The sequence below is a fragment of the Streptomyces sp. NPDC005784 genome (assembly GCF_042871525.1).
Lineage (GTDB): Bacteria > Actinomycetota > Actinomycetes > Streptomycetales > Streptomycetaceae > Streptomyces.
Genome location: NZ_JBIAIQ010000008.1, coordinates 146,049 through 160,626, shown reverse-complemented (window position 1 = coordinate 160,626; position 14,578 = coordinate 146,049). Strand labels below are relative to the sequence as shown.

The 14,578-nt window shown below is 72.5% G+C and carries 10 protein-coding genes; 8 read left to right on the top strand and 2 right to left on the bottom strand.

The annotated features are described in order from the left end of the window. Positions 1 to 16: 16 nt before the first annotated feature. The gene (locus tag ACFYR3_RS16335; RefSeq protein WP_389283483.1) at positions 17 to 3,025 is read right to left on the bottom strand and encodes a BTAD domain-containing putative transcriptional regulator; all 3,009 of its coding nucleotides are present in this window, start codon (positions 3,023 to 3,025) and stop codon (positions 17 to 19) included. A 483-nt stretch (positions 3,026 to 3,508) separates the two neighbouring features. On the opposite strand from ACFYR3_RS16335, the gene ACFYR3_RS16330 reads away from it, so the two are divergent. The 7 genes from ACFYR3_RS16330 (at position 3,509) to ACFYR3_RS16300 (ending at position 12,033) form a co-directional block, all read left to right on the top strand. Then, a complete protein-coding gene (locus ACFYR3_RS16330) occupies positions 3,509 to 4,159 on the top strand; it encodes an IclR family transcriptional regulator (RefSeq protein ID WP_389283481.1) in 651 nt (216 codons plus the stop codon). Positions 4,160 to 5,002: 843 nt separating this feature from the next. Beyond that, entirely contained in the window at positions 5,003 to 6,457 is a 1,455-nt protein-coding gene (locus ACFYR3_RS16325; RefSeq protein ID WP_389283479.1) for an MFS transporter, read from the top strand. Continuing rightward, on the top strand, positions 6,454 to 8,538 hold the full coding sequence (locus ACFYR3_RS16320; protein WP_389283477.1) for an alpha/beta fold hydrolase: 2,085 nt from the start codon (positions 6,454 to 6,456) through the stop codon (positions 8,536 to 8,538). The genes ACFYR3_RS16325 and ACFYR3_RS16320 overlap by 4 nt, the downstream gene beginning before the upstream one ends. A 54-nt stretch (positions 8,539 to 8,592) precedes the next feature. Continuing rightward, positions 8,593 to 8,718 carry a hypothetical protein gene (locus ACFYR3_RS16315; protein ID WP_257785090.1) on the top strand — a complete coding sequence of 42 codons (126 nt, stop codon included), beginning with the start codon at positions 8,593 to 8,595 and terminating at the stop codon, positions 8,716 to 8,718. Positions 8,719 to 8,800: 82 nt separating this feature from the next. Beyond that, positions 8,801 to 10,768 (top strand): RiPP maturation radical SAM C-methyltransferase, encoded by a 1,968-nt coding sequence (locus ACFYR3_RS16310; RefSeq protein WP_389283475.1) that lies wholly within the window; start codon positions 8,801 to 8,803, stop codon positions 10,766 to 10,768. Between the two features lie 68 nt (positions 10,769 to 10,836). Then, positions 10,837 to 11,499 (top strand): DUF5825 family protein, encoded by a 663-nt coding sequence (locus ACFYR3_RS16305; RefSeq protein ID WP_355841972.1) that lies wholly within the window; start codon positions 10,837 to 10,839, stop codon positions 11,497 to 11,499. A gap of 81 nt (positions 11,500 to 11,580) precedes the next feature. Beyond that, positions 11,581 to 12,033, top strand: a complete 453-nt coding sequence (locus tag ACFYR3_RS16300) for an NAD(P)H-dependent oxidoreductase (protein WP_355841970.1) — start codon at positions 11,581 to 11,583, stop codon at positions 12,031 to 12,033. 48 nt (positions 12,034 to 12,081) lie between these two features. Here ACFYR3_RS16300 and ACFYR3_RS16295 read toward each other — a convergent pair whose 3' ends face one another. Beyond that, positions 12,082 to 13,725, bottom strand: a complete 1,644-nt coding sequence (locus tag ACFYR3_RS16295) for an FAD-dependent monooxygenase (protein ID WP_389283472.1) — start codon at positions 13,723 to 13,725, stop codon at positions 12,082 to 12,084. Between the two features lie 216 nt (positions 13,726 to 13,941). On the opposite strand from ACFYR3_RS16295, the gene ACFYR3_RS16290 reads away from it, so the two are divergent. Beyond that, positions 13,942 to 14,538 (top strand): hypothetical protein, encoded by a 597-nt coding sequence (locus ACFYR3_RS16290; protein WP_355841964.1) that lies wholly within the window; start codon positions 13,942 to 13,944, stop codon positions 14,536 to 14,538. The last annotated feature ends 40 nt before the right edge of the window (positions 14,539 to 14,578 follow it).

Here is a 14,578-nt window from a genome sequence, read left to right as displayed (position 1 = left end):
TGTGCGGCACATGCCCTCAGGCCAGGGCCGAGCCCGGTCTGTGGGGCGACCAGGCGCCGCCGGGACGGGCTCGACCGCCCGTGGCGCGAATGTGGGGGAGACGGAGCCGCGGGAGCAGGCCGGTCCGCAGCGGGTCCGTGTCGGCGAGGCCGAGCCGGTCGGCGATGGTCAGAGCCCGCGCCCACGCGCCGTGGGCGGCCCGGGGGGCGGAACAGGCGTGATGGATGTCGCCGAGGCAGACGAGACTCGCGGCCTCGCTGTGGAACTCGCCGGTCCGGTGGAACAGGGCGACGGCCTGCTGGTAGCAGTCGACGGCCTGGGCGTACTGGGCGAGACGGTGGTGGATGTAGCCGAGGCTGTCCCACGTGTGCGCCTGCCCGTTCAGATCACCCGTCTCCTCGGCCAGGAGAAGTGCCTGCCGGCAGTGGACAAGTGCCTTCTCCTGGTAGCCGAGTTGGGCGTGCAGCCAGCCGATGTGGTTGAGGGCGGCGGACTGCCCGGCCCGGTCGTCGGCCGCCCGGTAGTGCGTGAGGCTGTGATGGGCGTGCGAGAGGGCCTGCTGGTGGAGCTGTTGCGCGGCGCTCATCCGGGCGAGGTGCTGATGGGTGCGGGCCTGTCCGGCGTGGTGGCCGAGAGCGCCGAACAGCTGGAGAGCGAGCAAGTAGTGGGTGCGCGCCTCGTCGCGCCGGGTCAACCGGTCGTGCGCCAGGCCGAGTCCGCGGTGCGCGTCCGCCTGGGCCGCCGTGTCGCCCTGCCGCCGGGCGGCGTCCAGGGCGGCGGTCTGCACCTCGGCCAGCGCCCGCCAGTGGCCATGCCGGTCGAGGAAGGTGGTGAGGGCCGAGGCGAGTCTCCAGGTGTGCGCGTCGAAGCCCTCGGCCGCGGCCCGGTGCACGGCGGCGAGGAGTACGGGACGCTCACCGCCGAACCATTCCTGGGCTTGTTGATGATCCATCAACTCCATTGGTCCGGAGCCTGGTTGATGGGACGGGAGCGGCACCGGACGGGGCTGCGGGGTCAGCAGTACGTCCGCTCGGTGCGCCGTGTGCGCATAGTGGTCCAGCATCCGGAGCGTGGCGTCGTGCCGGACGGCCTCACTGTCGTGCGTGGCGACCAGTTCGGCGGCGTAGGCGCGCAGCAGGTCGTGGAAGGAGTACCGGCGTGCGGCGGTCTCCGTCAGCAGGTGCCCGCGCACCAGTTCCGTGAGCAGCGGACGTATCTCGGCCGGTCGCGCCCCGGCCAGCGCGGCGGCCGCCGGGAGAGCCGTGTCGGGTCCGGGATGCAGCCCGATGAGCCGGAACACCCGGGCGGCCTCGGGGCGCAGCGCCTGATAGGACCAGGAGAACACGGCCCGTATCTGGCTGGCGGGCTCCCCGCCGTCGAGGGCGTCGAGCCGGCTGTCGGCCAGGCGCAGTTCCTGGGCGAGCCGGGCGAGCGGCAGCCCGGGATCGGCGGCGGCGCGCGCGGCCACGACGGCGAGCGCGAGGGGCAGTCCCGCGCACCGGTCGACGATCTCCCGCACGGCTGACGGCTCGGCCTCGGTGCGGTCGGCGCCCAGCCGGCCGGTCAGCAGGTCCCGTGCCTCGTCGGGAGTGAGCAGCCCGAGGGCGAGGAGGTGGGCGCCCTCGGCGGCGGCCAGTCCGGTGAGCAGGTTGCGGCTGGTCACCAGTGCCATGCAGCCGGGTGAGCCGGGCAGCAGCGGGCGGATCTGCTCGGCGTCGCGGGCGTTGTCGAGCACGACGAGGACACGCCGTCCGGTGAGCAGGCTGCGGTAGAGGCCCGCCTGAGCGTCGAGGCCGACCGGAATGCGGCTCGGCGGCACACCGAACGCGTCGAGGAAGCCCCGCAGCGCCTCCGCCGGGTCCATGACCGGCCCGCCCGGGGCGAATCCGCGCAGGTTCACGTACAACTGCCCGTCGGGGAACGCGCCTTGTGCGGTGCGCGCCCAGTGAACGGCCAGTGCCGTCTTCCCCGCGCCCGCGGTGCCGGACACGGCGCAGATCACCACGCCCCGCGGTTGCCCCGCTGTCGCCGCGAGGAGTCCGTCGAGGTGCGCGAGTTCGTCCTGTCGGCCGGTGAAGCCTCGTACCCCCATTGGCAGTTGGGTCGGTAACTCGCCCAACTGGGCTGTCGCGGTGGGCGGCGAAGATGGAGGTGTCGGCGGTTCGGGGGGCGTCGGGGTGAAGGACAGCGCGATGGTGGCGTCGTCCGCCGCGCCGGTGGCTGTCGGCCAGGCCGGGGGCGGGGACACACTGCCGCGCAGGATGGCCTGGTGGACTTCCTGGAGGCCGGGCGAGGGGTCGGAACCGAGCTCCTCGGCCAGCCGTCGGCGCAGAGCGGCGTAGCAGTCGAGCGCCTCCGCGCCGCGTCCCGCGGCGTGCAGCGCGCGCATGAGGCCCTCGCTGAGTGGTTCCACCAGCGGATACGCGCCGAGCAGATCGCCCAGCGGGCCGATCACGGTGACCGGGTCCCCGGCCCGCAGCGTCAGCCGGGCCCATCCGACGGCGACGTCCACATGCTGCCGTCGCCATGCCTCGCGCACCCGCGCCGCCCACTGGCCGCTCAGCCCGGCGAGAGGTTCACCGCGCCACAGCCCGAGGGCCTCCCGCAGCAGGGATGCCCGCACGTCGTCGGACCGCCTCACCTCCCGGGCCCGGCCGACGAGGTGCCGGAAGAGCAGGATGTCCACCTGTTCCGGGCCCGCTTCCAGGACGTAACCGCCGGAGCGCCGAACCAGTCGGAACCGTACGTCGTCGACCTGGCCGAGTTGCTCGCAGAGCCGGCGGATCCGGGCGATGTGCGCGTGCAGGGCCCGCCGTGCGCCGTCCGGGGGTTCCGTGCCCCACACCCTGGTGATCAGTACGTCGGTCGCCACGGGCAGCGCGGTGTCGACGGCCAGTGCCGCCAGCACGGCACGTCGTTGCGGCGGACCCACTTCCCTCGCGAGTCCGTGCTCCGCGAATTCCACCGGGCCCAGCAGCCGTAATTCCACCACGATGTCCGCACCCCCGTGCAGATCGCCTTTCACCGTCGCGCATCCGCAAGTGCTGGGCGACAAGCTATCGACAACATTGCGACCCACGCTCGGAGGCCACGCTGGTGGCGCGGCGGAATCGCATATGCCCGCGACCGCCGAGGTGCGGAAGAGGCGCGATCAGGAGTGAAGTGCCGCGCGGGACGGGAGAGTCGGGCCCATGTCCACGTGCCCGGTCCCGGCTCCGGACATGGCCGTGGGCCGGGACCGTCGGACGGACCACTCCGGGCACGACCGGCCCGGGGCGGCTTGGTGCGCGTGTCGTACGAATGGCCGGCCGCCGGACCGCACACGGGGAAGTGATCGGGGGAGTGTGACGAGGCGATGGACACGCATGAGAGGCGACGCACGGAGACAGTCGGCACGAGAGGTTCGGACAGGTATCCGCCACGGCACGCGGAACGGCCGGCCGGGCCGGTCGCCGGGCCGTCCGCGGACGCCAGCGGACGGAGCGTACTGGAGGGTGCCTTCGCGTTGTTGGGAGCGCTGGAACGGGCTCAGGTCGCGGGTCTGACCCGGCTGGCAGCGGACTGCGGCCTGCCCAAGACCACCGCCTACCGGCTGTTGGAACAGCTGGTGGACCTGGGAGCGGTGGAGCGGTGTGCCGGCGGGTACCGGATGGGGCCGAGGCTGTTCCGGCTCGGCCAGCGGTGGCAGCCGCACCCCGGACTCAGGGCGGCCACCTGGGAGTCGGCCCGCCGTCTGGCGCAGATGACCGGTGCGATGGTCGGGGTCAACGTGCTGAGGGAGGGACAGACGCTGGTCCTGGACTGGACAGCCGGCGCCCCTGACGCCGTACGCGATCAGCTGCGCCTCGACGTGGTGTGGCCCTGGTTCACCGCGGCGGGCAAGGTTCTGGTCGCCGGGGCGCCTCCCCGGCTGCCGCTGGGCCCGCAGCCCGCCGCCTGGCAGCGGGAGGCGGCCGTCATCCGGGAGGAGGGCGTCGCCTTCGACCGCGAGGAGTTGGTGACGGGCGTGTGCTGTGTGGCCGTGCCGCTGAAGGGTCCCGGCGGTGTCACGGTGGCGGCGCTGTCCGTCGTCACCGATGCCGGGCACCGGCTGGACCGCCTCGCCGATGTCGTTCAGCGCACGGGAAGAACGATCAGCGCGGGGCTGCGGGGCCGCTGAGATGAGACCCGGCTTCCGGGCCACACAAAAAACACCGCCTCCGGGATGACCGGAGGCGGTGCGTGTGGAGCGCCGGGCAGGCCTTGCACCTGCATTTCCCCGCAGGAAGCGGGGCGTCTTTCCTTGGACCACCAACGCCGGGCTCGGCACCGACTGATCGGCGCGTGCTCAAGATCAAGCATATCAGCTCTCCGGGAGGTTCCGCGCCAACCTCGCCGGGCCGAAACGCGAATGGTGAAGCGGAGTGATTGATTGCTGTTTGCGGAGACGTGGCGTGCATTGTCGGCCAATAACCGCGACGGATCGTGCCCTCCTGTGCGTGGCGTCTTCGTGTTCCCGGTGGCCGGAAGGTGACGGTGGCGGTGCTGTCTTCGGGTGTCCTGGCGGGGCGGTGGGTTACTTGGTGCAATCGACACCGGCGGTTCGGCACGCCGGACGGCGCCGACCCGTGTTGCGGGTGTGCGCGCAGGTGACGTGCGTCGACGGGGGTGTGAGGCGAGGATTCGGCCCCTGCCGGTGGCTGCGCGGCAGTGAACGAGGACGGGGGCCGGTCGCCCTCCCGAGGGACCCGTGGGACGTCGGCCGGGCCCGGCGCGGCTGGGGCGGGCCCGGCCCGTCGTCCTCCGGCCAAAACGTCCGGCACCGGCTCGCGTTCCCGGTCCGTAGGGCCCTTGTCGCTGTCGGTGGCCGGTGATTAGGCTCCGGCTCACTTTCGCTGTTCGTACACATTTTCTGCACTTGCGGATCGGCCGGACGGGCCGGTCCGGCGGTTCCTGGCGCGTTGCGCGACCTTCCGGCCCGGGAGTGTCGCCGGTCGGCACGGGGAGCACGGGGGAGGTGGAGATGGCCGACGAGTGTGCGGCAGCGCAGCCGTCCGCGGGCTCCCACGGCCGGCGCGGGAGGCGCACCACCGCCGGGGTGCGGAGCCCCGCCGACCGAGGCCGACGCGATGTACGGCTGTTGTGGCTGACCAATGCGGTCGACGGTCTCGGTACGCAGACCTCCGGAGTCGTGTTCCCTCTGCTGCTCCTTCACCTGGGGCACAGTCCCGCCGTGGCCGGAGCGTTCGCCAGCGCCGCCGCGCTCATGGGCGTGGCCCTCGGACCGCTCGTCGCAGTGCCCGCCGACCGGGGCCACCGGCGGCGGATCATGATCGCCTCGGCGCTGCTGGCCGCCGCGGCCATGGCGAGCCTCGCGGTCGCGGCCGCCCAGGGGCGCCCCTCGTTACGGATCCTCGTGTCGCTCGCTCTCGCCGAGCGGCTGTGCGCGGTGGCCTACGAGGCGGCCGGGCGCGGCGCGCTCGCCCATCTCGCCGCCACCCCGGACGAGTTGCCGCGCGTCGCGGCCGGGATCCAGACGGGCGACCAGGTCGCCCTGGTGGCCGGCCCCGCCGTCGGCGGTGTGCTCTTCCAACTGGCCAGGCCCCTGCCCTTCCTGGCCGACACCCTCTCGTACGCGGCCACGGCGCTGGGCGTCCGCGCGATCCGCACCCCCTTCGACACACCGCACGAGAGGCGGGGTCCGCGCCCCGGAGTCCTGCGGACACTGCGCGGGTTGCCGGGCGACGCCGGAGCCGGACTCGCCCTCGTGGCCCGCTCCGCCGTACTGAGACTCGTCGTGACCTGGACCTCGGTGGCGAGCGGTGTGGTGACACTGCTGTCCTTCACCGTGCTGTTCGTGCTCGGCGCGCACGGCGGTACGGCCGCGACCGGGCTGGTCCTGGCGGTCGCGGGAGCGGCGGGGCTGCTCGGCTCGCTGCTGTCGGTGCGGATCGTGCGACGGTTCGGACCGCGCCGGGCACTTGTGACGGCGACATGGCTGCTGATCGTCCCGCCGGCCGCGCTCTCCGCCGCACACGGTCCCTGGGCCTTCGGAGCGGCCTTCGCCGGGCTGTGTGTGCTCGTGCCGGTGATCACCGTCGTGCTGTCCAGCGCCGCCATCGCCGCCACGCCCCGGGAGGCGCAGTCGCGGGCCGGCGCGGTCATCGGGTCGGCGGCCGCGCTCGCCGCCGCCGGCGCTCCGGTCGTCGCCGCGGCCCTGGTGACCGAAGTGGGCCCACGGGCACCGGCGTTGCTGTGTGCCGCGGCCGTGGCCGTGCTCGCCGGATACACCCACAGCGCCGCCCGCAGGACACTCACGCCGGTCACGGCCGACGTGGCCGACCGACCCGATCCCGTGACCGGGCCCGTGACCGATCCCGTGACCGGGTCCGTGACTGATCCCGTGACTGATCCCGTGACCGGGTCCGTGACCGGGTCCGTGACCGGGCCCTCGACCGGGATGGAGCGGCGGCCATGACCGAGCCGTACCAGGTGTTTCGCGGCGCACTGCCGGACGTCTGCTCGAACGACCCGAGCCGCATGGTGTTCGTCGGCGATGCCGACGGGCGCTGCGAGGTGTTCACCTGGGACGCGGACACCCGTACGGCCCGTCAGGTCACCGACCGCGTCGGCGGGACGGCGCACTGCGCGATCGACGCCGACGCCCACGTGTGGTGGTTCGAGGACGACGCGGAGGGCAACGGCCGCTGGTGGTTCCGGGCGTTCGGCGGCGGACCGCGGCTGCCCGGCCTGCCCGGAGCGCCCGCCGGGCAGCCGCGCGGCCTGGCCATCGCGCCGGACGGAACGGTCGCGGCGGCGGTCGCCGACGCCGACACCACGACCCTGCTGGTCGGACGACGTGGGCGCGCCCCGCGCACCCTGCTGCGTAGGCACGCCCCGTTCCGGCTCGCCGGCATCAGCGCGGACGGCGACCTGCTGGCCCTCGCGACAGCGCCCGGGGACGACGCGGCGGTCACGGTCCTGACCAGTCGGGGCGAGACGGTGGCCGTGCTGCCGGGGAGGGGAGAGGGAGAGGTGCCCGGACCCTCGAATGCCGGGGCTCTCCCGGAGGATGCCGGATCCGGGGAAGGGGCGGCGCTGTCCCGGGCGGAGCGCACGACGCCCTCGTCCTGCCGCGAGCGGTCGTACGCCACTCCCCTCGGCGCGGGGGGTCATGCCCGCGCCGACGCCGACGCCGACGCCGGGGACGCGTCGGCCCGTACCGTGACTGCGGACACGCCCGCCCTCGGCAGAGGCGCCGAGGGACCCGCGATACCCGGACCCGAGGACGCGCCTGCCCGGCCCGAGGAGCCGAGCGCGACGGCCCGGCTGTGGTGCCTGGGCTTCTCCCCGCGGCCCGGAGACCGCGACCTGCTGCTCGTCCGCGAGAGCGGGCGCCGCTATGTCCTGGCCACCTGGGCGCCCACGGCCGGAGCGACCTCCCACTTGTGGTGCTCCTTCGACACCGAGATCACCGCCCGCTGGTACCCCGACGGCCGTGCGGTCCTGGTCCGTCAGGAACGGCACGGACGCTCCCTGCTGCACCGCGTCGAGCCGCGCACACGTCGCCGCACCATCGTTCCCACACCCGTGGGCAGCCTGCTGGACGCGGCACCCCGCCCCGGCGGGGCCCTGCACTACGTATGGACCGACACCGCGCATCCGCCCGAGGTACGCGCCACCGACGCGACCCCGCTGCCACCGGCCGGCCCCTCGACCGTCGTACCCGGCCACCACACCGACCTGTGGACACCGGTTCCCGACGGCCGGGCGCATGCCCTGCTCAGCCTGCCGGAGCGGCACGCGGTCGTACCGCCACCGGCCGTCTTCCTCGTCCACGGCGGACCCGCCGACCACGACCGGGACGCCTACGACGCCACCGTGCACTCCCTGGTCGCCTCCGGCTACGCCGTGGTGCGCGTCAACTACCGCGGCTCCACCGGGTACGGACCGAACTGGCGACGGGCGTTCACCGACGGCGTCGGGCACACCCAGGTCCGTGACCTCGCCGCCGTCCGCGCCGAGCTAGTCCGGCGTCGGCTCATCTCCGGGGACGCGACCGCGCTGTGGGGCGTGTCCTGGGGCGCCTATCTGGTCCTGCTAGCCCTCGGCACCCGCCCCGGGCTCTGGCGGGCCGGCGTCGCCGTCAAGCCCGTCGCGGACTGGGTCGCCGCCCACCGCTCGACCACGCCCGCGCTCCGCGCCCTGGACGTGCGACTGTTCGGCGGCACCCCCGACGAGATGCCCGAACGCTACGCGCGGAGCTCCCCGCTCACCTACGCGGCCGACGTCGCCGCGCCCCTGCTCGTGGTGGGCGCGACGAAGGACACCAAGTGTCCGCCCGGACAGATCCGCAGCTATCTCGAAGCCCTGGAACGGGCGGGGGTACCGCACGAGGAGATGTGGCTGGACACCGGCCACGACGGCTATGACGGCGCCGCCCACGTCTCCGTGCTGCGCCGGTCCCTGCGCTTCCTGCACACCCACCTGCCCGCCGCGCACCGGCCGGCCGGTCCACAGCGTCCCCCGGCACGACTCGGGGGATCCCGGTCCCACTGAAGCACCAGTGGGACCGGGCCGTGCACAGCACCACCCACCGAAGGAGGAACCACCGTGCAGAAGGACATCATCCACAACGACCCGCTGGCGGGCGACGAGGAGAACCGCAAGCCGGGCATCGGCATCACGATCACCATCCCGTTCCGCAACGCCGACGAGGGCGGCGACGACGAAGAGTGACCCACCGCCCGGCCGGCCCGTGGTCCGCCACGGGCCGGCCGGGCTCCCCTCCCGTCTCCCGCGCCCTCACAAGGAGTCGTCCGTGCGCGTCCTTCTGGTCAACATGCCCTGGTCGCCCATCGACCTGCCCTCCCTGGCCCTCGGCATCCTCAAACGCAGCGTCGACGAACGGGTACCCGGCGCCACCTGTGAAGTGCTGCACGCCAACCTGGAGTTCACCGACTGGATCACCAGCCGCACCGAATTCTCCGCCGAGGACTACGAGTACTACGCGCTGTCCTCCTACTTCCTCGGCTGCGGCGACTGGGTCTTCTCCTCGGCGCTGTACGACGACCCCGGCTGGCGGGAGGCGGAGTTCACCCGCGTCATGCAGGGCAAACTCCGCAAGTCGCGGATGCGGATGACCCGTCAACTGCATGAGCGCGTACCCGAGTTCGTCAACGAGATCGCCCGCCGTATCGTCGAGGCCGAGCCCGACGTCGTGGGCTTCACCTCCACGTTCCAGCAGAACACCGCCGCACTGGCGGCGGCCCGCCAGGTCAAGAAGCTCGCCCCGCACATCGTCACGGTCATGGGCGGAGCCAACTGCGACGCGGAACAGGGCGCTTCGGTCCACCGCAACTTCCCGTTCGTCGACTACGTCGTGCGCGGCGAGGGCGAGCAGGCGTTCCCCGAGCTGCTGACGGCACTCCAGGGCGAGAAGTCCGAACCGGCAGCCGTCGCGGGCCTGTGCCACCGGGCCGCCGACGGCACCTCCGTCGCCAACCCGATGCCGAGCGGCCCGCTGCCGCCCGCCGCGATCCTTCCCCCGGACTACAGCGGCTACTTCGAACGCCTCGCGGCCTCCGTGGCACGCAACTGGGTCGAGCCCAAACTCGTCGTCGAGGGCGCCCGCGGCTGCTGGTGGGGCGAGAAGCACCACTGCACGTTCTGCGGACTCAACGGCTCCTTCATGCAGTTCCGCAGCAAGAGCCCGGACGTCTTCTACGAGGAGATCATGGACCTCGCACACCGGCACCGCGTCCTGGACATGTACGTCGTCGACAACATTCTCGACATGGGCTATCTGAAGACCGTCCTGCCCCGCATCATCGACAGCGGCCATGACCTGCGCATGCACATCGAGATCAAGGCCAACATGCGCCGCTCGCAGCTCCAGGTCCTCGCCGACGCCGGCCTCATCTACGTCCAGCCGGGCATCGAAAGCCTCAACAGCCGTGTGCTCGACCTGATGGACAAGGGCGTCAGCGGCTGCCAGAACATCCGGATGCTCCGCGACGCGGCCGAGACGGGGCTGTCCGTCTCGTGGAACTACCTGCACGGATTCCCGGGCGAGACCGCCGAGGACTACGAGCCCGTCATACGTCAGCTCCCGGCCCTGGAACACCTCAACCCGCCCGTCGACCTGTCGGCCCGCATCGCCATCGAACGCTTCAGCCCCTACTTCAAACAGCCCGAACTCGGCTTCACCGGGCTGCGCCCCGAGGAGCACTACCGCTTCACGTACGACCTGCCCGAGGCCGAACTGTACGACCTGGCCTATGTCTTCGAGGCACCAGAGCGCGGGATCAACGAGGAGACGGTCGACAAGCTCAACGCCGGGATCGCGGAGTGGAAGAAGCGCCATGTCGATGCGCGCCTGACCCATACCGATCTCGGCGACCGGATCGTGCTGGTGAGCCGACGGGAGGCTTTCGACTGGCGGACCCTGTGCCTGTCCGACCCGTTCGAGATCGCCGCGTTCCGTCTGCTGGACCAGCCCCACACCGCCTCGGCCCTCCTGCGCAAGCTGAACGACGATCCCACCGGTCTCCCGGACACCGCCCAGGCCGACGTCCAGCGGCTGCTGGACTCCTGGGCCGAGCGGGGCCTGGTGTTCACGGACGCCGGGCAGTACGTCCACCTCGCGCCGGCCTCCGTCAACCAGGACCTGCTCCGTCTGGACTACATGGCGCACACGCACCGGCGTCCGCGCTCCGAACAGCCCGACACCACCACCCCGGCACAGCCGGAACCCGCGACGCCGGCGCCGGCCCCCGCTCTTTCCTGAGGACGGGCGACGGACCCGGACCACCACCGCCGACCGGCCCACCACGACCCCGACGGAGACCGCACACGATGACAACGCAGACCGCACCGAACCCGGCCGTGCGGGCATGGCGCGACCACGACGCCGAGGCCCGCCTTCTGCCCGGCATGTCGCTCGGGCGCATCCCGGTCCCGGCCGGCTCCGCTGTCGCCGACCGCCTCTGGGAGATGGGCGTACGGCTCGTCGAACTGGAGGAGCCGGTCGATCTGGCCGCCGAGGGCGCCGCCGCGCACCGGCGGGCCGTGGACCTGCTCTGCCTGATCCGCGACCTGACCGCGCGGGCCGTCCAGGTCGACTGGGACCTACGGCTGTCCCCGGAAGGCGATGCCGAACAGTGGAAGCTGCTCTCCCATCTGCACCCGCCCCGCGGGATCGCCGGTCTCGCCGACGCCGACGAAGCCCTCCATGCCTGGCGGATCCGTCACTACCTGTGCAAGCTGGTGTGGCGTCAGGGCCCCGGGTTCGTGCAGATCCGCGACCGCCGCTGGGGCGACCTGCGCCGCTTCACCGCCGACGAGCCGCACTACAGGGACGCCATCGCCGTGCTGGACCGTGGCATCGCCAGCACCGCGGTGCCCGCGGACGTCCTCGCCGACTTCACCGCCGAACATCTGGTCCTGCACGTGGGTGACCTGGCATGGTGGCTCCCGTACCACGTCACCCGCTGGTTGCAGGAGGCCATGGCCGTCTGAGGGGGAGCCGGGCTCAGGAGAGCCTTCGGCTCGTCGGGGTGGTGCTTGCGGTGGTGGTGGGCGGCGCGGCAGGGTGCGGGTGTGCCTACTCTGCTGATCGTGCATCACACGCCCTCGCCCAACTGCCAGGCCATGTTCGAAGCCGTGCTCTCCGGCGCGACGGCGCCCGAGATCGAGGGCGTCCGGGTGGTGAGGCGGGCGGCGCTGGAGGCGACCGCTTCGGATGTGCTCGCCGCCGACGGCTATGTGCTCGGCACCCCGGCGAACCTCGGCTACATGTCGGGCGCGCTGAAGCACTTCTTCGACCAGGTCTACTACCCGTGCCTGGACGCGACGGCCGCGCGCCCCTTCGGCTTCTACGTGCACGGAGGAAACGACGTCACGGGGGCGGTACGCGGCGTCGAGTCGATCACGACCGGCCTCGGCTGGCGCCGTGCGGCCGAGGCCGTGAAGGTGACCGGCGAGCCGGGCAAGGCCGACATCGAGGCGTGCTGGGAACTCGGCGCGACCCTCGCCGCCCAACTGATGGACTGATCCCGCTGAGTTGGGGCAGTCAGGCCGCGGCCGCCGCGACGCGGTCCGCTAGCTCGCGGAGTTCGGGGCGAACGTGCGGGCGAGGTGGGCCGTCAGTTGCGCCGCCGTCGGCGGGGAGAGACGGGCGCCGATGTACCCGTCCGGGCGGACCAGGAAGGCAGTCAGCCCGTCGGAGACCGCGTAGAGACGGGCGAACTCGCCGAGCGTGTCGACGTACGCCGGTGGGCCGGAGGTGTCGGTGGCGGAGCCGGCGGGCCGGATCACGCAGGTGTCGACGCGTCCCTGGGAGAACTCGCTCGCCGCGTAGGCGAGTTGCTCGCCCCACCCGCCGTCTCCGAACAGCAGCAGCACATGTCCGCGGTCGCGCAGGAGGTCGTACAGGCGCAGGGGAAAGGCGGCGATGTGCGCCGACAGTCCGCTGCAGTCCGGTGCCCGGTCGCCCGGCCGGGGTCCGGGTCCCTCGGACGCCGGGTCGACGAGCGGGCTGCCGCGGTAGCCGACGAGGAGCTGGGCCTCGCGCAGCATCATGGTCCGCGGGTCGATCGGGTCGGCCTGAACGCCCTGAGTGGCGTGCCGGACCGTGCGTTCGACGACTTCCTCGCCGACCGGCCGCCGCTCGGCGTCGTAACTCGCCACCAGGTCGCGGTGCGCGCCGCCTCCGACGGCGAGGGCGAGTTTCCAGGCCAGGTTCCAGGCGTCCTGGATACCGGTGTTCATGCCCTGGGCGCCGGTCGGGGGGTGGATGTGCGCCGCGTCCCCGGCGACGAGGACACGGCCCTCGCCGTATCGGTCGACGATCCGGTGGCTGATGCGGAACACCGAGGACCAGCGCAGGGCCGAGGCGGTCGTGGGCCGCGGGGACAGCCGGTCCAGCACGGCCTGGATGTCGGAGAGCGCGGGTGCCTCGCCGCTCTCCAGGCCATGGACGACACCGTCGGCCGGATCGGCCGGACCGTCCTGCTGCGCAGCCGCGGAGAGTTCGGGCGGGACCATCATCGACATCCGGTACCGCCCCTGGCCGGGCAGCGGGATGCACACCAGCAGGTCGTCCACCTCGCCGTCGGCGTCCCGGTGCATGGCGCGGACGCCGTACCCCGTCGGCAGGTCCCAGTCCACCTCGACGTCACCGAGCATGTACTCCTCCGGGAACGCGCTGCCCTCGAAGGTGAGACCCAACTGCTTGCGCACCACACTGTGCGCGCCGTCGCAGCCCACCAGATAGCGCGCCCTGACCTCCTCCTCGGCCCCGGACGCCGACCGCAGCGCGACCGTCACGCCGGCGGCGTCCTGGCTGAACGAGACCAGTTCCGTACCCCGTTCGATCCCGGTCCCGAACCTCCCGAGGAACCCGTCGAGGATGCGCTCGGTCTCGTACTGCGGCAACGCGGCGAAGCCGTACGGTACTTCGGGCGGCAGGACGAGGTCGATCCGGGGCTGTTCGACGCCGTTGACGTACGCCAGTTGCCCGTACATCGGTACCGCCGCCTCCAGGGCCGTGCGGGCGAGCCCCATGTGGTCCCAGATCTCCAGCGTGCGCGGCTGGATGCCCACCGCCTTCGCGTACGGCAGCCGTGCCGGGAGCCGGTCGACGACACGGCAGCGCACCCCGCGTCTGCGCAGCTCCGCGGCCGCTGTGAGACCGACCGGGCCCGCACCCGCCACCACGACGTCGGTTCCGAAGGTGTGCGCCACGGGAGCCTCCCTGCGTACGCCCCCTGCGTCGAGTCGATCTCCTTCCATCGTGGCCCCGGGGCGACCGGCCTCGCTACCCGAGCACCAGCTCGGGAAGCCCCCGCGCCTCCGGGAGCGACGGCGCATCGGATGCGAAGGGAGCAGGTGGAAGCCACGATGGTCGGGAGCGGAGGGGCACCGGGCCTCACCCCGTACCGTCCTCACGGGAGATGCGCAGTGGCACGCACCGAACCGGCCGGACGAACGGGCGGCATCTTCTTCGCCTTCGCGCCGTGGATCATCTTCGATGTCGTGGCGAGCCCCAGCACCTGGAAGTACGCGGCGCTGGCCGCCCTGCTGGCATCGGTCGTGCTGAACCTCGACGACATCCGCCGCGGCCGGCCGAAGATCCTGGAGGTCACGGGCATCGTCTTCTTCGCCGTTCTCAGCGTGCTCGCGCTCGCCGTGGACCGGCACGACCTCATCTGGCTGGAGACGTACGCGCAGGTACTGGCGAACGGGGTGATCGCCGTCGTGGCTCTCGGCTCCCTCGCGTTCGATCCGTTCACGGCTCAGTACGCGCGGGAGTCGACGCCGCGCGAGTACTGGGACTCGCCCGCGTTCCGGCACATCAACCTCGTCCTCACGGCGGTCTGGGGCGGCGTCTTCGTGGTCACTGCCGTACTCGGCCTTGTCGCCGTCCACACCGAGGGCTCCTCGGACTGGCTGAACTGGGTGATCCCGGTGGCCCTCCTGGTCCTCGCCGTCCGGTTCACCGAGCACTATCCGGACCAGTACGCCGCACGGCACGGCCGCGAGCGGGCCGCTGTCTGACCGTCACGGAGGCCTGAGCAGCCTCCGCCTCCGCCTGTCC

Bases quoted from the DNA above. Each gene is read 5' to 3' on its own strand.
- ACFYR3_RS16305 (WP_355841972.1), top strand. From the start codon at position 10,837: ATGACAACGCAGACCGCACCGAACCCGGCCGTGCGGGCATGGCGCGAC.
- ACFYR3_RS16325 (WP_389283479.1), top strand. From the start codon at position 5,003: ATGGCCGACGAGTGTGCGGCAGCGCAGCCGTCCGCGGGCTCCCACGGC.
- ACFYR3_RS16320 (WP_389283477.1), top strand. From the start codon at position 6,454: ATGACCGAGCCGTACCAGGTGTTTCGCGGCGCACTGCCGGACGTCTGC.